The sequence below is a fragment of the Halomicrobium katesii DSM 19301 genome (assembly GCF_000379085.1).
GTDB classification, from domain to species: domain Archaea; phylum Halobacteriota; class Halobacteria; order Halobacteriales; family Haloarculaceae; genus Halomicrobium; species Halomicrobium katesii.
This window is the reverse complement of record NZ_KB905378.1, coordinates 2,826,847-2,844,977: the sequence shown is the minus strand read 5'-3', so window position 1 is coordinate 2,844,977 and position 18,131 is coordinate 2,826,847. Positions and strand designations below refer to the sequence as shown.

Below are 18,131 nucleotides of genomic sequence, written 5' to 3'. Positions count from 1 at the left end.
GGCCGGAAGCCACGGGGAGGTAATGAGCCTCTCCGATGCTGACCACGATCTCGTGGTCGAGGAGCTCGGCCGAGAACCGACCCAGGCCGAGGCGGCCCTCTTCGAGAACCTCTGGAGCGAGCACTGTGCGTACCGATCGTCGCGACCACTGCTGGGCGCGTTCGACTCCGAGGGCGATCAGGTCGTCGTCGGTCCGGGCGACGACGCCGCCGTCGTGGAACTGCCCGACTGCGACGGCACGTACATCACGATGGGGATCGAGAGCCACAACCACCCATCCTACGTCGACCCGTTCGACGGTGCAGCGACCGGCGTCGGCGGGATCGTGCGGGACACGCTGTCGATGGGTGCCTACCCCATCGCGCTGGCGGACTCGCTGTACTTCGGCGACTTCGACCGCGAGCACTCGCGATACCTGCTCGAAGGCGTCGTCGAGGGGATCAGCCACTACGGCAACTGTATCGGCGTCCCGACCGTCACCGGGAGCGCGGCCTTCCACGACGGCTACGAGGGCAACCCGCTGGTCAACGTCTCCTGTATCGGTCTGGTCGACGAAGAGCGGATGATCACTGCGGTCGCACAGCAGCCGGGCAACAAGCTCGTCCTGGTGGGCAACTCCACCGGTCGCGACGGTCTCGGCGGAGCCTCTTTCGCCAGCGAAGACCTCGCAGAGGACGCCGAGACGGAGGACCGTCCCGCAGTGCAGGTCGGCGACCCGTACACCGAGAAGCTGCTGATCGAGGCCAACGAACAGCTCATCGACGAGGGGCTGATCGAGTCGGCCCGCGACCTCGGCGCGGCCGGCCTCGGCGGTGCGAGCTCCGAACTGGTCGCCAAGGGCGGCTTGGGTGCGGAGATCGAGCTCACCGAAGTCCACGAGCGCGAGCCCAACATGAACGCCATGGAGTATCTGCTCGCCGAGAGCCAGGAGCGGATGTGCTACGAGGTCGCGCCCGAGAACGTCGACCGCGTGCGAGAGATCGCGGACCGTTTCGACCTCGGTGCCTCCGTCATCGGTGAGGTCACCGACACGGGCGACTACGTCTGCACGTTCGATGGCGAGACGGTCGTCGACTGCGACGCCGAGTTCCTCGGCGAGGGCGCGCCGTTCAACGACCTCCCGTTCGAGGAGCCGACACAGCCAGAGCGCGATCTCCCAGACGGCGTCGCCCTCGACGACGCGTTCGAGTCGGTCGTCGCCAGCCCCAACACCGCCTCGAAGCGCTGGGTGTACCGCCAGTACGACCACGAAGTGCAGGTCCGGACGGCGACTCCGCCGGGCGACGACGCGGCGGTACTTGCCGTCCGCGAAGCCGGCGCGGCGGCGAGCGACGACGGTGAGACCGGCGTCGGGCTGGCCTACACGGCCGGTGCAGATCCCAACTGGACTGACACGGCACCCTACGAGGGCGCACGCGCCGTCGCGCTGGAGAACGCCACCAACCTCGCCGCCAAGGGGACGACGCCGCTAGCGGCGGTCGACTGTCTCAACGGCGGCAACCCCGAGAAGCCCGAGGTCTACGGCGCGTTCAAGGGGATCGTCGACGGGCTCGCCGACATGTGCTCGACGCTCGACATCCCCGTCGTCGGTGGCAACGTCTCGCTGTACAACGACTCGGTGGCCGGCCCGATCCCGCCGACGCCGACGCTGGCAGCGGTCGGCACCAAGGACGGCTACGAGGCACCCCCGATGTCGCTGTCGGGCGAGGGCGAACTCCTCCTCGTCGGTGCTCGCGCGCTCGAAGGCGACGCCGAACCGCGACTCGGCGGCTCGGAGTACCTCACGCAGTTCGGCGGCACGGATCGGTTCCCGACGCTGCTGGACGCCCCCGACGCCTTCATCGAGACGCTCGCCGACGTGGCCGACGAGGACGCGACGCTCGCGACCCACGACCTGAGCCACGGCGGCCTCGCCGTCGGACTGGCGGAGATGGTCCACGAAGATGCCGGCGCGAGCGTCGAGGTCGACGCACCGAACAAGGGCAGTGTGGCCGAACTGCTCTTCGGCGAGCAGCCGGGCCGCGTGGTGATCGAGACGACGGACGCCCGCGCGGTGCGCGAGGCCTTCGACGGCGTCGCGCCCGTCTACGACCTCGGGGCGGCCGACGACTCGGGCGCGCTGGACCTGACGGTCACCGGCGAATCGCTCTCCTACGACGCCGACGAGATCGCCGGACTGCGCTCGACGATCACGAACGAACTGGAGTAGAACGCGGTTTTTCGAGCGATTCGACGGACGGATAACGACCGATCAGATCGGCACCAGCGCCAGCGCCAGCCCGAACGTCAGCAGCAGACCGACGGCGGCGACGGCGGCCCCGCGACCGACCTGTCCGGTCGTGAACTCACTCTGGGGTGCGGTCTCGCGCAGCGGCGGTTCGCGCGCTGGCAGTTCGACGTGCTCTGGGTCGTAGTCGGGACGGTCCTCGTCGTGCCCGTGGTCGTCGCTCATGCCAGGCCGTTCCCCGCGGTGGTACCTATTCCTGTCGGAATCGCGTCTCAGATGCGCCAGCCGAAACCGACAAAGCCCGGAGCGACGAACGGACGGGTAGTAAATGACTCTCACGAAGCGGATCATCCCCTGTATCGACGTGGACTTAGACGAGGACGGCGACGCCGCCGTCTACACCGGCGTCAACTTCGAGGACCTGGCCTACACCGGCGACCCCGTCGAGATGGCCAAAAAGTACAACGAGTCCGGAGCCGACGAGTTCGTCTTTCTCGATATCACCGCCAGCGCCGAGGGCCGCGAGACGATGCTCGACACCGTCTCGCAGGTCGCAGACGAGGTGTTCATCCCCCTGACGGTCGGCGGCGGAATCCGCACCCGAGAGGACATCAAAGAGACGCTGCGGGCCGGCGCGGACAAGGTCTCGATCAACTCCGGTGCGATCGCGCGACCGGAACTGATCGGAGAGGGCGCGGCGGCGTTTGGCAGCCAGTGTATCGTCATCTCGGTCGACGCGCGGCGACGCTTCGACGAGCAAGGCGAACACTACGCGGACGTCGACGGCGAGTCCTGCTGGTTCGAGTGTACCGTCAAGGGCGGCCGCGAGGGCACCGGCCTCGACGTGGTCGAGTGGGCCATCGAGGCCGAGCAGCGCGGCGCGGGCGAGCTGTTCGTCAACTCGATCGACGCCGACGGCACCAAGGACGGCTACGACATCCCGCTGACCAGCGCCGTCTGTGACGCCGTCTCCACGCCCGTGATCGCCTCCTCTGGCTGTGGCGGTCCCGAAGACATGTACGAGGTCTTCGAGGAGGCCGGTGCCGACGCCGGACTCGCGGCCTCGATCTTCCACTTCGACGAGTACTCCATCGCAGAGACCAAGCAGCGCCTCGACGAGATGGGCGTGCCGGTGCGTTTGTAGCGTTCCAGCGATTCTCGACGATCACTCCGTTTCGTAGCGAAGTTCGACACATTTTTTGTTGGCTACTTGGTTCGTAATGATAATGGAGTGGCGGTGTACCTGGTGTGGGAAGCCTCACGACGCGGACGATCCACCGTGTGACGAGTGTGGCCACCACAAGTTCGAGCGCGCGATCGAACAACTCAACGAGAGCGACGGCCAGGATCACGGTCCGGTCTGGGCCTGTACCGAGTGTGATCGCGAGCACCAGAAGCACTCGCCGCCGTGCAGTCGCTGCGGGAACGCCCAACTGGAGAAACGCCAACCGCAGTACGACGAACTCGACGACCTGGGCGGGACGAGCTTCGTGGACGTACTGGAGCCGAAGTACGCTGCCGGCTACCTCCTCGTCGCCGTCCTCGTTGGCTCGCTCGCTCTGGGTGTGACGGGACTGATCACCGTTCCGTTCGTCGGATCGCCGGACGCACCAGGCCACGCCGAAAGCTACGGCAACCTCTCGCTCGATAGCGTCGAAGACGCGTACGTCGAGGAACTCAACGACCGTCGGACAGCCGAAGACGCATCAGCAGTCAGCAGCGGTGCGGCACTGGACGACGCCGCAGCGGCGTACAACAAACAATGGGTTCGCTCCGAGTACGGTGACGCCGACGACCCGACACCACGTGACGCCGTCAATCAACACGATCCGAACTGCAACTCGGAGATTACGTTCGCACCCCACGCGACATCGTCGGAAACGGTCGAGAACTTCGACGAGCAGAACGAATCTGCTGTCGCTCGGGGACTCCAGATATTCACTTTGGGGGACCCAAACGAGTTGCTCGAAGAGCGATACGACTCGATCGGTGTCGACATCCACGTCGCACCGGACGAGCGGATCTTCGTGACCGTCTTCGTCTGTGACGGGGGCGCGTTCTAAGCACCGGGCCAGCAGCAGCAGGCGGCCGCATCCACGACGAACCACCAGCACGCTTTTGCGTTCGAGTCCCCGAGTATCCGCCAATGGAGTGGCGGTGTACCTGGTGTGGCAAACCACACGAAGAGAACGATCCACCGTGTGACAACTGCGGGCACAACACGTTCGAGCGGGCCGTCGAACAGGTCCCGACGGCCGAGACCGACGGACCGACCGATCCGGTCTGGGTCTGTACGGAGTGTGGCCGCCAGCACACCAAAAACTCCCCGCCCTGCAAGCGCTGTGGCAACGTCGACCTCGAACAGCGCCAGCCGGACTGGGACGACCTCGACGAGCTGGGCGGGACCTCCTATCGCGACGTGCTCGAACCGCGGTACGTCGTCGGCTACGCCGTCGCCGCCGTTCTGGGGATCACGCTCGTCCTCGCGTACGCGGGCGTCGTCACGCTCCCCGGAATGGGTCGGCCACCGGTGCCCGACGACGTGGCCGGCGAGGGCCAGCAGATCGGCGACCGATCGATCGCGGCCGTCGAAACCGCCTACGTCGAGCAGCTGAACGAGCGCCGTGACGCGGCCGGCGTCGGCCCGCTGACCAACGACACGGATCTGGAGTGGTACACCGCCTACGTCAACAAGCGCACCGTCCAGAGCGTGGCGGGCGACGGACGACAGCTCAGTCAAGAAGAGCGCAACAGCGTGCGCGATTACTGTGACGATCCCGTCACTGACCGGTACATCGCCGCGGAAACGGCGGTCGACGCGTTCGACAGCGACGCGTCGCTGGCCGAGGCACTGCTCGATAGCTGGGACGGAAACGACGAAGCCCTGATCGCCACACAGGAGTCGATCGGCGTCGACGTACACGTCGGACCGGACGGCCGCGTGTTCGTCACCGTCGCCGTCTGCTAGCCAGGCGCGTCATACGGAACGTTGTAGGTCTTTACCAGATCGACCGCACGCCGTCGTGGGGTCGGCTGGGTAAACGCCTACAACCGTCCGTATCAGGCCGCGGCGTCGAAGGCCGCGTCGAAGTCGTCTGCTTTCTCCATGACGCGGTCCGCACCGGCTTCGAGCGCGTCCAGCGCGTTCACGTCGACGTCGGTCTTGACCGTCAGCACGGGGTCGGTCTGGCCGCCGGACTGTTCGGGGTTCATGTCGTAGGTCGCCGCCGTGACGCCGTCGGTCTCCAGCAGCGCCCCCTTCAGGACGTTCATGAACGTGTGGTCCTCGCCGGCAATCTCGATCGAGAGCATCGTCTCCTCTTTCTCGATGACGCGCAGATCCATGCCCGTCCGTATTCCGTTCGCGCGCATGAAAGCTTCGCTTCGAGGTTTCCGCGGCCGCTACAGTGTCGCGTAGATCATCAGCAGTCCGAAGTACACGAGCACCAGCGCCGCAAGCGCCTTCAGTCGGAACATGCCGATCGACTCCGCTTCCTCGCGGTAGGCGTCGCGGAACCGTTCGACCTCGTCGTCGTCGAGGTCGCTCGCGTGTTCGAGACCGCGGTGGAGCGCCCGGAACCGCTCGCAGGCGAACGGGCGACCGCAGTACGCACACTCGTACACCGGGGCTGACGTGGGAACGTGGTAGTCCTCGTTCATAGGTAGGGGAGTGGGATATCTGGCTGGGAGATGACCCAGAGGCTCGTCATGGTGTAGACGACCATGACGGCGATGAACGGATACTGCGACCGGATCGCCTGCAAGCGACCGGGAAACAGGTCGTAGGCCGCCGCGTGGGCCACCCAGATCGCCAGCAGGTGGCCGACGATGATACTGGCCATCGCGACGCCGCCGAACCACCCCGGTATCGAGAGCACCAGAACGGTGCTCCGGGCCGTCAGCGGCGCGGCAAGCGTCTGGAGCAGTGAGGGAGCGAGTCCGAGGAAGTAGTCGAGGTAGTGAGCGAAGTGGTAGCCGGCGACGATCGCGAGCAACGGCGGCGCGAATCGCGCGGCCAGCGCAGCGGGCGTCAGGAAGGTCTCTGCAGTCGAACGAGAGAGGCGGGCCGCGAGCAGGTACAGAGACCAGAACAGCCCGAAGCCCAGCAGGAGAGCGAGCAGGTAGACGCCCAGCGGCGGAATCCCGAGCCCGACGAACGGCCCCGCCAGCCCGCGCCAGGCGGGCGTCGAGACGAACCCGTCGAAAGTCGTCACCCACAGCAGAGCGAGGACGAACGCGACCTCGTCGCGGCCGTCGACCAGCCGACGCTCGGACAGCGCCATCCCCGGAAGGCGCAGCGTCAGCCCGTCGCCGTCGGACGAGAGCGGGGCGACGCGGCCGTAGTAGCGGAACACGCGAGCCGGCGGGTCGACCTGCCCGAACCACGTCGACGGCCCGAACGCCACCGCGCCAGCGAGCGTCACGGCGGAGTACGCCAACACCGTGGTCGCGAGCAGCGACGCGTTCTCGGCCAGCGGACTGACGACCTCCAGATAGACCAGCGCCAGCAGACCGACGACGCTGGGCCACGCGCCGAACCGGTCGGGATACCGCAGGTCGAGCGAGGGCACCAGTTCGGCGACCGTCCGCCACGGATTGAGTGCGGGCCAGCTGTTGCCCACCAGATACGCGCTCATCGACAGCCCCGCCCACCAGCCGACCCAGACCAGCAAGATCGCGGCGTTCGAACTCGCATCCGTCGGTCCGAGGTAACCGACGACCACGACGAGGACGACGCCAGCGATCCCGAGCACCCGCAGCGAGGCCACGGCGGCGCGACGCGCCGGGACCGCGACCGCACGACGCCAGTCGTGAATCGCGTCGATCAGTTCCCGATCGGTGACGAAGCTGGCGAGCAGGAACGAAGCGCCGACCGCCGCCCCGCCCGTCGAGAGGAACAACCACGTCGGAATCGTCAGCGGCTCGCGGATGTCTTGGGCCAGACTGCCCCCGTGGGCGGCGGCGCGGCCGACCGCGAGCACTGCAAGCGCGACGACTGCGACGACGCGACGCCGGAGCATTGTTCGACCGTTCCGGCTCGGTGAGGGAGAAGGCATCGATTCGCGCCCGACCGGCCAGCTACGCGTGCGAAGCGCACGGAGTTGGAAGCGCTTTTGATGGTCCACTCGAAAGAAACGCGTATGACCGTAGCCGAAGACACGTCAGAGGAGCACGGGGACCACCACCTCCCCGCCGTCGAGGACTGGCCCCGCGGGTTCGGGGAGGCCAGCTGGTGGCCCTTCATCACCGCCATCGGCGCTGCCGGCATCTACGTCGCCGCCGGCCTGTTCGTCCTCTCACAGGCAGAGAATCCCGTCGTCTCCGAGCTGATCGCTGCCGGGACGACCGTCGCCACCGTCGGGATCTTCCTGGCCGGTCTCTATGGCTGGCTCTACCACGCCTTCGTCGCCAACTTCTGGGAGCGTGGGACAGATCACCACTCCGGCGGGACGCTTCGGTTCGCGATGCTGCTGTTTCTGGGCACCGAGGTCGCCACCTTCGGTGCCGGCTTCGTCTACTACTTCTTCGTCCGCGGAGCGAACGTCTGGTCGGCCGAACTGCTCCCCCACGGCGGAAACGTGTTCGGTAATCTCGTCATCGCCAACACGATCATCCTCGTGATCAGTTCCCTGACGCTGCACTACGCACACGCCAAACTCCTCGACGGTGACCGGCAGAGCTTCGTCCGGTGGCTCGGGCTGACGCTCCTGCTCGGCGTGATCTTCATCGCCGGACAGACCTACGAGTACTACGAGTTCATCGTCGGCGAAGGGTTCACCATCGCGGGAGGGGCCTACGCCTCCGCGTTCTACGGGCTGACCGGGCTCCACGGACTCCACGTCACGATGGGTGCCGTCCTGCTGGGCATCGTCTTCGTCCGAGCGGTCTACGGCCAGTACTCTGCAGAGCGACACACGTCGGTCTCGACGGTGTCGATGTACTGGCACTTCGTCGACGTGGTCTGGATCTTCCTCGTCGTCGTGCTGTACGTGGGCGCGGAGCTGTCGATCTGAGCCGCCGGTAGTTTCAAGCAAGATTCTCACCAGCTACCCGTATGGACGAACTCGACGTGAGCGACGGCTTCGACGTCCACGACTATCGCCACGGACTCAAGCTCCTCAAAGAGGACCGGGAGACGATGGCACTCGAAAACCGTGCGGGATTTGCCTGTCCGGCCTGTGGTGAGTCCTTCGAGAAGCTGTTCGTCTCTCGGCGTCGCGAGAACACCTTCGGCAACCCCGACAGCCCGATCTGTCTCGTCCGGACCGACGAGCGACTCCTCCTGTTGACTCACTGAGACTGGCGACTACCCGGCCGTGCTCCCGTTCCGGCCCGTTGTCACGGCCGTACCGCGACGACTCCGGAGAACGGAGACAAACGGAGACGCTATTGGAGAAAGCATTTACCGGGCGGCACTGAGGCCAGAGCATGAATCGAAGATCGCTCGCGACACTCGCAGTCGGTGTCCTCCTGGTGTTGAGCGGCTGTGCCGACGTTGCCGTCGACGCGACCGTCGACGGCGACGGCACGGTCGAGTCCTACGAGACGACGATCGAGATGCCCCCCTCGACCTACGAGCGTCTCCAGTCGACGGCCGAAGACGAGGGATACGGCTCGGTCGAGCGGTACCTGCTCCGCGGGGTCAACGAGAGCCGCGCGGAGTCGGTGTCGTACAACCAGAGCCTCGCCGACGACGGCAACGTGACGGTCGATCTTCGGCTGTCGTCGTGGAATCCCGGCCCGAGCAGCGGCGTCGAGACGACCGTCGAAGCGGGCAACGTCTCCTTCGTCGATCGCTCGTTCGTCCAGAACAGCGGGCAGTTGGGTTCCCAGAGCGGCTACGCGCTGACCTACACGGTCACGATGCCGACCAACGTCACCGACAGTAACGCCGACACGGTCGAGGGCGCGACGGCGACGTGGCGCTACGACAGCGACGAGGCGATCGAATCGCCGATCCGCGCACAGAGCCCGGTCCCCGACTCCGGCTCCGGCCCCGGCTTCGGTGCCGTCGGCGCGCTCGTGGCCGTCGCCCTCGCAGTGGGACTGCTCGGACGACGGGCGTAGCGATCGACGACCGCGACACTCACCACAGGTGTCGCAGCAGCGTCGGTGCTTTCCGAACGTCGTCGAGCCGGAACGGATACAGCGAGAGCAGATCCGGCAGCGTCAGCTCGTACCGCTGGAGGCGATCGAGCTGTGCCTCCGAGAGGCGGCCGCTGTTGGCGACGAAACGGTCCTGCTGGGCCGCGTCGAAGTCGTAGAGCAACTCACCAGCGATGCGCTGGCGCTTCCAGTTCGATCCCTTCTCGCGGTTCCAGCGGCGCTCGTAGGCCGACAGGAACGACCGAGACACGTCACCGGCGGTGAGGGCCCGCGTCGCGACCTCGGCCGCCATCTCGGCCGACTCCATGCCCGATCGAATTCCCTCACCGAACAGAGGGTTGATGCTTGAGACGCTGTCGCCCACGGCGACCAGCCCGTCGGTCGCGCGGCGGTTGATCGAGTTGTCGGAGATCGCCTGTCCGGCGTGGACGGCCTGCACGTCGTCGACCTCCCACCGAGGATCGCTGCGAGCCCACCGCTCGACGTAGTCGTCGATCGCCCCGTCGTCCGGCGGGCTATGACGCGCGTAGAAGTCGTCGATCCAGCAGACGCCGACTTTGAACACGTCGTCACCGCCCGGAAACACCCACGCGTACCCGCCCGGCGCGTACTCGTGGTCGAACCGGAACAGCATCGACGACAGGTCGTACCGGCCGGTCACCTCGTACTCCTTGCCGATCCCGCGCTGGGCCGCCTCGCGGTCCCACATGTCGAGTCGGGTCGTCAGCGTCCCCGCCGGTCCCGTCGCGTCGACGACCAGATCGGCCCGGTAGGTCACCGACTCGCCGTCGCGGGTCCCGCGGACGCCGACGACGGTACCACCCTCGACGATCGGTTCTCGAACGCGAACCCCCGTGTGGATATCGGCCCCGTCGGCGGCCGCGTCCGCGCCGAGAAATTCGAGCAAGGCCGGGAAATCGAGGACGTAATTGGGGATGTCGAGAGTCGCCCGGGCGCTTGGCCCCTCGAACTGGACCGTAGCCGACTCGGACATGACGACCTCGTCGGGCACGCCAAAGCCCTCGACGACCTGGTGGAAGGTCCCTCCGGTGGACTTGTCGTTGTCCGCCAGTTCGTCGTTTGCTTCGAGCACCGCGACCGAGTAGTCCGAGCGCCCGACGACCGACCGGGCGAACTGCAACCCCGCCGGCCCACCGCCTGCGACGACGATATCGTACGACTCCATCTCGACTCACACTGGGGCACAAGTCGGGTAGTAGGTTGCGGTCGAGTGCCACGGCGAGGCGACAGGCCCGAGCCTGGGAGCCACGCTGCCAGACGATCACCCGTTCAGAGTCGAGGCGATGTCCACGCCGAGACGTGGACTGGCCAACGCTCCTCGGTATCGATCGCGATAGCAAGCCGGTGGAAGAATTTTGAACCACGGTCGGAGCACGGCTCTTCCCTGATTCAAATCCCACGTTAGCTACCGCTCGTCACCTTCGTTCCTCGCAGAAAGCCGGTGGAGGGCTGTCAACTGGTGGTTTACAATCCCACATGACAACCACCCATGTAGATGACGCCCAACGTGGACCGGGACCTGGAGAACCTGCAGAACCGAATCACCGAAAGCGAGGAACTGAGTGCCGAGGACCGCGATGCCCTCAGAACCTTCGACAATCGGCTCGCCTTGCTCGGAAGCCAGTACGGAAAGCATCGAAGAATCAAGCTGCTCAGACATTGCGTTCGCATCGCTGAGGAAGTCGGTGATCTCGCCGAAACAGTCAGCGATCGCCAGCATACCGAAGATATCGTCCGCTGGATTCACGATAACTACGACAATCAGGAGACGAACCGAGACTATCGCGTCGCACTCAGGATGTTCGGGAAGCACGTCACTGATGGGGATGACATCCCCGAGACCATCGAGTGGGTGTCCGCATCCACGTCGAAGGACTACAACCCAATGCCGAACCCCGCAAAAATGCTCGATTGGGAGCAGCATATCCAACCGATGCTCGACGAGTGCCGCCACGCCCGAGACAAAGCACTCATCTCCGTCGCGTGGGACTCCGGCGCTCGGAGTGGGGAGATTCGAAACTTGACCATTGGAGACGTTTCCGACCACAAGTACGGCCTGCGCATCTCCGTCGACGGGAAGAAGGGAGAACGATCGATCACCCTGACCACTGCCTGCCCGTATCTCAAGCAGTGGCTCAACGTTCATCCCGCTCCGGAACAGCCGGACGCACCGCTCTGGTCGAAGCTGAACAAGCCGGAGGATATCAGCTACCAGATGAAGCTGAAGATCCTCAAGAAGCACGCACGAAAGGCCGACATCACTCACACCGACGTGACCTTCACCCAGATGCGCAAATCCTCTGCCTCCTATCTCGCCTCTGACGGCGTGAACCAGGCACACATCGAGGACCACCACGGATGGGATCGAGGCTCGGACGTTGCTTCGCGTTACGTGGCTGTCTTCGGGGACGCCAACGACCGGGCCATCGCGAAGGCCCACGGCGTCGACGTTGAGGAAGACGAGTCCGATCCGATCGCACCGGTCGCGTGCCCTCGCTGTGGGAAGGAGACACCGCGGGACGAACCCACCTGTGTCTGGTGCCATCAAGCCCTGGACGCCGCGGCGGTCGAAGAACTGGAAGAAGACCAGCGGGAGACACGGACCGAGCTGCTCCGTATCGCTCGCGACGATCCCGAGCTGCTCGACGACATCGAGCGCGTCGAGCGGTTCGTCGAACTCGCCGACGACAATCCCGAACTCCTCCGCGAAGCGCGGGAGTTCGCCAGTGTTGGCGAGAGCTGAAACGGACACCGGCTACACCTCCTCCTTGGCGCGCTCAATTTCGCTTTCCACGTCGTGCAGCATCGGCTCGTTCCCGTACCGAACGAGCGCACTCAGTGCGAGAGCACGGACGAACTCGTCGTCTCCGTGCTTGAGGATGCGGACGAGGGTGTCCTTGTTCTCCTGAACGAACTGGTCTCCGTCAGCGCTTTTCGCCGTCATTGGATCACCCCCTGCGGCGACAGTCCGAACTCACTCGGTCGGTGGGACGCGATATGATGCGAGACGCGCTTGTTACGCAGGTCGGTACCACAGACGGGACACTCGACCAGACGGAGCTTGTCGTGGCCGAAGCGCTCAATCATCCCGCTCACCCCCGGTATGGCGGCGTCCTTCGATGACGATACTATCAGTCGCTAGTCCATCGTGCTGTGAATCCATGATCCGATGAAACGCCGGTAAGGCTGGCGAAACCGGACCAGGAAGCCATTATCCCGAAGGTCTAAGTATCTAGCGCTAGTAACTAAGAGTGGGAAGACCGCTTCCCGGTCCAATCGTTTCAGAACGGCGGGCCGAAGCCTGGTGAGCTTGAACCGGCCTGCCGTTCGCACTTTCCAACTGTTGAGAGTCATCGTTGTCGTGTTGCCTCCGAGTGTACAGTGCAGATATTCCGGGAGATCATACTTGAAACCTGTTGACAAGCAAATAAATAATTAATTAACCTACGAAGGTACTGCGGTACAGCAGTGCTTTTCTTGTGTATCATACAGTTGTAGTCTGTGGAAGTATCGTATCCTCTATGTTATCTTGGGGAGACTACGCCGCTATCTACCGCTGGCCCGCGCTTGCTGCGCGGGCAACATCTCTGGGCACCGGTACCTCGACGGTTGCTCGTGGCTCGTTCCCATCGCTGTCCGTTTCGGATTCCTCACCGAACAGCGCCGTCTGGAGTCGTACGAGCGCCGATTGTAGTTCCTCAAGCGCCTCGGTACGGTCGTGGTCGGGTTTGACGAGCGCGCGCCGGGCCGGCTCGACGTGCTCGGTGACGATCTCCGCCGCTTCCGCTTCAGTGAGCGACTCGGGCGGCGTGTCCTCGATCGTCGCCAGTGCTGAGAGTTTGGCCGCGAGAACGTCAGAATGGATTGCTGGGTCGTCTGCGCCACTCTCTGAGTCGGTGCCTTCTTGCGTCGATGGGTCGTCTTTCGTCATGGGTTCTTGGTCTCCGAGAACCCGGTCCGGGTGTTCCAAGCACCCGTTTTTGCGCGATGGACCGGTGTTCTCAGTCTATACTGTAGTGAGTATCCAACTTGAAGGTTAGGATATATCGATATGTTTGGACATTTCCTAATGTTATTGGGTGCAGGGCTGCTTAGGTACTTCTACAATGGAAGAGCGAGGCTATTCGATAATGGCAAAGCAGCGGGCTCTCCTGACCGAGAAAGAACGCAGACAGATCGCTGGCGAAGAAGGAGCCACTCGAAAGTATCAGGCCACGTCCCGCGTTCGTCGCCGACTGAAGGACGAACTGCCCGAAGATCTTCAGGTGCTTGAGCAACACAACCAAGACCTTCTCACTGAACTGTACGAGGCAGTCGGTCCGATTTTCTATTGTCCTATCTGTGGTTCCCCGTTCGTCCAAGTCTCGACTGCGATTCAGCACGCGATGAACACCGACGACGACGAGCATGGACTGACTGAAGAGGAACTCAAGCAGAGGACTCCTATTTGGTGGGCTGAAGAAGCACCCAGTGAGTTGAACTTCTGGACAGAGGAATAGCCACAGTCAGCTGTTTGCTGTGAGCTACTGATTAGCGCTCGCCACTCGAACCGACCGCTGGAAATAAGACCACCACAGCGTATGCGTACTCTATGTCGATTACGCTGGACGAGCTGGACTCTCATCTTTTCAAATGCGCCGACATCATCCGGGACGCCGTCGACCCGACGGACTACAAGGAGTACATCCTCCCGCTGGTGTTCTACAAAGCCATCTCCGACGAGTACGAGCAGGAACGGGCCGAGATCGTCGAGGAGTACGGCGAGGACTTCGCCGACAACAAGAACCTCTACGAGGTGCCCGTCGTCCCCGAGGGCCACCGCTGGGGCGACCTGCGCGAAACAAGCGAGAAGGTCGATCAGGCCATCGACGACGCCTTCACCGAACTGACACAGGAGAACCCCGAACTGGAGGGTGTCTTCAACGCGAACTTCATGGAGGCCGACGGCCTCACCGACGATCGCCTCATCAAGCTCGTCGAGCACCTCAGCACCCACGACCTCGACCGGGACAGCGTGCCGCCGGACATGCTCGGCGAGGCCTACATGGACCTCGTGCGCCACTTCGCTGAGGAGGAGGGCAAGTCCGGCGGGCAGTTCTTCACGCCGCCCCACATCGTCCAGCTCTGTGTCCGCCTCGTCGACGACTTCGAGGACGGGATGACTTTCCACGACCCGACTTCCGGCTCCGGCGGGATGCTCACCGAGGCCGCGAAGTACTACCGCGAGGAGCAGGGCGGCGATCCGTCGAAGCTCCGCTTCACCGGCCAGGAGATCAATCCCGACATCGCCGCCATCGGTCGGATGAACCTCTCGCTGCACACGCTCAACGGCGAGATCGAGCGCGGCGACTCCCTCGCCAGTCCGGCCTTCACCGACGGCGACGAACTGGAGCGCTTCGACCGCGTCCTCGCCAACTTCCCCTTCTCCGCCGACTGGGCCAAGAGCGACCTGCAAGACGACCAGTACGGGCGCTTCGACTGGCACAACAAGCTCCCCCGCGCCGACCGGGGCGACTACGCCTTCATCATGCACATCGCCGAGCAACTGAAGGACCCCGACCGCGGCGACGAGTCCGGTGGCAAGGCCGCCATCGTCATCCCCCACGGCGTGCTCTTCCGCAAGCACGAGCAGCGGTATCGTAAGCCCATGCTGGAGAACGACATGGTCGAGGCCATCGTCGGCCTGCCCGAGAACCTCTTCCAGAACAACAGCATTCCGTCGGCCATTCTGGTGTTGAACACCGACAAGCCCGCCGAGCGCGAGGGCGAAGTGCAGTTCATCCACGCCGCCGACGAGGACTTCTATCGGGAACTCTCGAACCAGAACGAACTGACCGACGACGGGCTGGACCACATCGTCGAGAACTTCGACGACTGGACGACAGAGGAGCGCGTCAGTCGGACGGTCGGGCTGGACGAGATCGAGGAGAACGACTTCAATCTGAATATCGCGCTGTACGTCGACACGACGGAGCCAGAAGAGGACATCGACGTGAGCGAGGAACTCGGGGAGCTTCGGGAGTTGCAGGCTGAACGCGAGGAGATTGAAAGTCGAATGACCGAGCACATGGAGGCGCTACAATATGAGTGAGCAGGACGCGACACTAGATGAGTTTACGGACAGAGAGGAACCAGAGTCGGGCAACCAAGAGAATAAGACACATCCCCGATTTGGTTGTCTGCCACCAGAATGGGAGATTGAAGAAATCGCTGACGTAGCTGAAGTCGTTGGAGGGAGTACGCCAACAACAGATAATGAGGACTACTGGGACGGAAAAATCAAGTGGGCGACACCGACCGACATCACGGGACTCTCAGGAAATACGATCAACGAAACAGAGGATACCCTCACCGAGGAAGGTCTCGAATCTGCCTCGACACATCTTCTCCCGCCCTATTCGGTGTTGATGACCTCACGGGCAACGATTGGAGAGTGTGCTGTGAACACGGTCGAAATAGCGACCAATCAGGGCTTCAAGAATCTGGTTCCTAGTCAGGGAGTCAATCCTTGGTATCTCCACTATCGAATGCTGGCGACGGCGGCATACCTTGACAGCCTCGGGTCGGGTAGCACCTTCGACGAAGTGAGCAAAAGCGTCGTTCAAACAGTCGAAATCCCAATCCCGCCACTCGAAGAACAGCGCCAGATCGCCAGCATGCTCTACAACGTCGATCAGGCGATCCAGAAAACAGAAGAGATCATAATACAAATAAATAGGGTAAAAAAAGGGCTCCTGCAAGAGTTGTTCACTACCGGTTATTATGATCACACCAACCTAAAAGAGACGAGAGCGGGTAAAATACCAGAGCCTTGGGAGGTAAAAAAGATAAAGAGCCATGTTGACCTCATCTCTGGTGCTCATGTTAAATCTGACTTAGTATCAGATGATAGCTCATTGACGCCGTATCTTACCGGACCAGAAGATTTTGATGAGTTTGGTTTCACCGTGACGAAATACACGAATGAACCAACCAAGTTCTGTGAACCACAAGATACACTGGTCACAGTCAAAGGATCTGGGTGTGGGAAATCTACCTACGCAAATCAACGCGCTTGTATCAGTAGACAACTTAAAGCACTTCGACCAAAGGATAATCTACAACCGTTATACCTCTTCTACTTTGTGAAGACAAAACAAAACTTCCTCGAATCTCTCGCAGAAGGATCTGCTATTCCAGGCCTGTCAAATAGCCACTTAACGACACTCGACATCCCCGTTCCAAGTCCAGAAGAACAGAGTGATATCTCTAATGCATTACGGGAAGTCGATTATACTATAGAACAAGAGCGGGAGTACAAGAACCAACTAAAGCGCCTCAAACAGGGCCTCATGCAAGACCTGCTCTCCGGGACAGTCAGAACCACCGACACTAACATATCTGTGCTTAATGAAATAGCGAAGCATGGGTAGCCGTCCGTCGGAGCAGAGCGTCGAGAAGTCGCTGTTGTCGTGGCTGGACTACTGACACTGTCCGCCATCTACTCCGATCCAAGCATCGCCCGCGTTCGCTCACCGCTGAATTTCGGTATTTCCCCTTCGTCGATGTCGGAACCGCTGAGTCTGACGGCAGTCGCCAACTCATTCGGTCCAATGTCGTCCGGGCAGTCGCTGCTGATTGCAGCTACCACACCCGAGACGACCGGCGTCCCGAAGCTCGTGCCGCTCTGGAGAATTGGGCTGTCTGCACCGTCGACGGGGTGGTGGACGGGCGCGAGCACGTCCGGGACGGCGTTGTGGAAGGAGACGTTGCCGCGCCACGGGTATTCGTATCGGTGCTCGTCACAGCGCTCTCCTGATCCACAGCCCCGCTGTCCACAATAGGGGCCATCCACGTCGTTGTCCCTGATCCAGTACTGACCCGCGTCCGACGTGTCGAGTACGTCGTGGCGACAGCGGGCGACGAACCCACCGACGCCGATCGCTGCGTCCAGTCTCGACGGGCAATGGACCGCCAGCGAATCATCTGATTCTCTGTTGCCCGTCGCGGCGACGACCGCCGTCCCGTCTTCGATCGCCAGCCGTGCCTCGTCGGCCACGCGACAGTGTCCACCACAATCGCCGTGCGGTTCTTCGGCGTGATAGACACCGACGGAGAGGTTCAGAATATCGACATCGTGACGGCTCGCGTCCGCGATCGCCTGCACGAGATTCCCGCGTTTCGCGGTGCCATCGGCAGCGACCACGCGATACAGGTTGTAGACGGCATCAGGCGCGAAGTACTGCGCCAACTCGAAGACATCGCCGCCGTGGTTCGTCGTGTCCGATTCATCGCTTTCGACGTAGTTCTTCTGACGGTCGATATCGAACCCTGTCGTGTCAGCTGGTTCCAGCAGAGAATCGACGATTCCGAGGCGAACGGACTGCCCTCTGTGCGACGACTGTGGGATATCGAGCGTGAGTGCATACGACTCGAAAACGAACTTTCGAAGGTCTATGACCGAGTCAAACGCTGCCGGGAGTGCCCGTTTCCCTCGCTCAGCGTCCGTACGTCGTCGCGCTCGATCTCGATTGACTTCAGCCCGTCGAGTTCACAGAGCGCGTCGACGGCCGACTCGGGTGCGGTGACGCGCAGCGTCGCCTGACCGATCTGAGCCGTGACCGTCCCAGCGCACTCCTCGACGCGAGTGGCGAACTCGTCGCGATCGCCCGAGACACCGACCAGGAGCGTGACCTCGTCGTCGCTCTCGCTGTCCCGCAGTTCCGCGACACCCGCGTCGATGTACTCTGGCATACTGTTTCCCATGTCTGGTTTCTGTATCTTAAATCTAGGCGAT

The 18,131-nt window shown here is 63.0% G+C and carries 20 protein-coding genes; 11 read left to right on the top strand and 9 right to left on the bottom strand.

The features are described from left to right. Positions 1 to 22: 22 nt before the first annotated feature. Positions 23 to 2,209: a phosphoribosylformylglycinamidine synthase subunit PurL gene (purL, locus tag HALKA_RS0114930; RefSeq protein WP_018258751.1), complete on the top strand. Its 2,187-nt coding sequence runs from the start codon at positions 23 to 25 to the stop codon at positions 2,207 to 2,209. A gap of 42 nt (positions 2,210 to 2,251) precedes the next feature. Here the strand turns inward: purL and HALKA_RS0114925 are convergent, their stop codons facing one another. Further along, entirely contained in the window at positions 2,252 to 2,452 is a 201-nt protein-coding gene (locus HALKA_RS0114925; RefSeq protein WP_015762920.1) for a DUF7550 family protein, read from the bottom strand. A 103-nt stretch (positions 2,453 to 2,555) separates the two neighbouring features. Between HALKA_RS0114925 and hisF the strand changes: the two genes are divergently transcribed. The 3 genes from hisF to HALKA_RS0114910 all read left to right on the top strand — a co-directional run bounded on the left by hisF (position 2,556) and on the right by HALKA_RS0114910 (position 5,195). Next, positions 2,556 to 3,371 carry an imidazole glycerol phosphate synthase subunit HisF gene (gene hisF / locus HALKA_RS0114920; RefSeq protein ID WP_018258750.1) on the top strand — a complete coding sequence of 272 codons (816 nt, stop codon included), beginning with the start codon at positions 2,556 to 2,558 and terminating at the stop codon, positions 3,369 to 3,371. Between the two features lie 82 nt (positions 3,372 to 3,453). Continuing rightward, positions 3,454 to 4,290, top strand: a complete 837-nt coding sequence (locus HALKA_RS0114915) for a hypothetical protein (RefSeq protein WP_018258749.1) — start codon at positions 3,454 to 3,456, stop codon at positions 4,288 to 4,290. 83 nt (positions 4,291 to 4,373) lie between these two features. Then, positions 4,374 to 5,195 (top strand): toprim domain-containing protein, encoded by an 822-nt coding sequence (locus HALKA_RS0114910; RefSeq protein ID WP_018258748.1) that lies wholly within the window; start codon positions 4,374 to 4,376, stop codon positions 5,193 to 5,195. A gap of 92 nt (positions 5,196 to 5,287) precedes the next feature. Here HALKA_RS0114910 and HALKA_RS0114905 read toward each other — a convergent pair whose 3' ends face one another. The 3 genes from HALKA_RS0114905 to HALKA_RS0114895 are packed head-to-tail and all read right to left on the bottom strand — an operon-like array spanning position 5,288 to position 7,248. Next, on the bottom strand, positions 5,288 to 5,572 hold the full coding sequence (locus HALKA_RS0114905) for a DNA-directed RNA polymerase subunit L (protein WP_018258747.1): 285 nt from the start codon (positions 5,570 to 5,572) through the stop codon (positions 5,288 to 5,290). Positions 5,573 to 5,629: 57 nt separating this feature from the next. After that, a complete protein-coding gene (locus tag HALKA_RS0114900) occupies positions 5,630 to 5,887 on the bottom strand; it encodes a DUF7410 domain-containing protein (protein ID WP_018258746.1) in 258 nt (85 codons plus the stop codon). Then, on the bottom strand, positions 5,884 to 7,248 hold the full coding sequence (locus tag HALKA_RS0114895) for a hypothetical protein (protein ID WP_018258745.1): 1,365 nt from the start codon (positions 7,246 to 7,248) through the stop codon (positions 5,884 to 5,886). Before HALKA_RS0114895 ends, HALKA_RS0114900 begins: the two co-directional genes overlap by 4 nt. 120 nt (positions 7,249 to 7,368) lie before the next feature. Here HALKA_RS0114895 and HALKA_RS0114890 point away from each other — a divergent pair, with 120 nt between their 5' ends. The 3 genes from HALKA_RS0114890 to HALKA_RS0114880 all read left to right on the top strand — a co-directional run bounded on the left by HALKA_RS0114890 (position 7,369) and on the right by HALKA_RS0114880 (position 9,295). Further along, positions 7,369 to 8,241, top strand: a complete 873-nt coding sequence (locus HALKA_RS0114890) for a cytochrome c oxidase subunit 3 (RefSeq protein WP_018258744.1) — start codon at positions 7,369 to 7,371, stop codon at positions 8,239 to 8,241. A 41-nt stretch (positions 8,242 to 8,282) separates the two neighbouring features. Then, on the top strand, positions 8,283 to 8,525 hold the full coding sequence (locus HALKA_RS0114885; RefSeq protein WP_018258743.1) for a DUF7385 family protein: 243 nt from the start codon (positions 8,283 to 8,285) through the stop codon (positions 8,523 to 8,525). 131 nt (positions 8,526 to 8,656) lie between these two features. Continuing rightward, positions 8,657 to 9,295: a PGF-CTERM sorting domain-containing protein gene (locus HALKA_RS0114880; RefSeq protein ID WP_018258742.1), complete on the top strand. Its 639-nt coding sequence runs from the start codon at positions 8,657 to 8,659 to the stop codon at positions 9,293 to 9,295. A 19-nt stretch (positions 9,296 to 9,314) separates the two neighbouring features. Here HALKA_RS0114880 and HALKA_RS0114875 read toward each other — a convergent pair whose 3' ends face one another. After that, complete coding sequence (locus HALKA_RS0114875) at positions 9,315 to 10,520, bottom strand: NAD(P)/FAD-dependent oxidoreductase (protein WP_018258741.1); 1,206 nt, start codon at positions 10,518 to 10,520, stop codon at positions 9,315 to 9,317. 330 nt (positions 10,521 to 10,850) lie between these two features. Here HALKA_RS0114875 and HALKA_RS0114870 point away from each other — a divergent pair, with 330 nt between their 5' ends. Further along, complete coding sequence (locus HALKA_RS0114870; protein WP_018258740.1) at positions 10,851 to 12,098, top strand: site-specific integrase; 1,248 nt, start codon at positions 10,851 to 10,853, stop codon at positions 12,096 to 12,098. A gap of 12 nt (positions 12,099 to 12,110) precedes the next feature. Here HALKA_RS0114870 and HALKA_RS0114865 read toward each other — a convergent pair whose 3' ends face one another. Continuing rightward, positions 12,111 to 12,299 carry a hypothetical protein gene (locus HALKA_RS0114865; RefSeq protein WP_018258739.1) on the bottom strand — a complete coding sequence of 63 codons (189 nt, stop codon included), beginning with the start codon at positions 12,297 to 12,299 and terminating at the stop codon, positions 12,111 to 12,113. 606 nt (positions 12,300 to 12,905) lie between these two features. Continuing rightward, complete coding sequence (locus tag HALKA_RS0114855; protein ID WP_018258737.1) at positions 12,906 to 13,286, bottom strand: hypothetical protein; 381 nt, start codon at positions 13,284 to 13,286, stop codon at positions 12,906 to 12,908. A gap of 199 nt (positions 13,287 to 13,485) precedes the next feature. On the opposite strand from HALKA_RS0114855, the gene HALKA_RS21670 reads away from it, so the two are divergent. The 3 genes from HALKA_RS21670 to HALKA_RS20450 all read left to right on the top strand — a co-directional run bounded on the left by HALKA_RS21670 (position 13,486) and on the right by HALKA_RS20450 (position 16,767). Beyond that, positions 13,486 to 13,854, top strand: coding sequence for a hypothetical protein (locus HALKA_RS21670; RefSeq protein ID WP_211206027.1), 369 nt, complete (start codon positions 13,486 to 13,488; stop codon positions 13,852 to 13,854). A gap of 92 nt (positions 13,855 to 13,946) precedes the next feature. Continuing rightward, positions 13,947 to 15,446, top strand: coding sequence for a type I restriction-modification system subunit M (locus HALKA_RS0114845; protein ID WP_018258735.1), 1,500 nt, complete (start codon positions 13,947 to 13,949; stop codon positions 15,444 to 15,446). Continuing rightward, positions 15,439 to 16,767 carry a restriction endonuclease subunit S gene (locus HALKA_RS20450; protein ID WP_080505828.1) on the top strand — a complete coding sequence of 443 codons (1,329 nt, stop codon included), beginning with the start codon at positions 15,439 to 15,441 and terminating at the stop codon, positions 16,765 to 16,767. Before HALKA_RS0114845 ends, HALKA_RS20450 begins: the two co-directional genes overlap by 8 nt. Before the next feature lie 68 nt (positions 16,768 to 16,835). Here HALKA_RS20450 and HALKA_RS0114835 read toward each other — a convergent pair whose 3' ends face one another. Together HALKA_RS0114835 and HALKA_RS0114830 are read right to left on the bottom strand one after the other, a co-directional pair. Then, the gene (locus HALKA_RS0114835; protein WP_018258733.1) at positions 16,836 to 17,585 is read right to left on the bottom strand and encodes a S8/S53 family peptidase; all 750 of its coding nucleotides are present in this window, start codon (positions 17,583 to 17,585) and stop codon (positions 16,836 to 16,838) included. Between the two features lie 203 nt (positions 17,586 to 17,788). After that, the gene (locus HALKA_RS0114830) at positions 17,789 to 18,088 is read right to left on the bottom strand and encodes a hypothetical protein (protein WP_018258732.1); all 300 of its coding nucleotides are present in this window, start codon (positions 18,086 to 18,088) and stop codon (positions 17,789 to 17,791) included. Between the last annotated feature and the right edge of the window lie 43 nt (positions 18,089 to 18,131).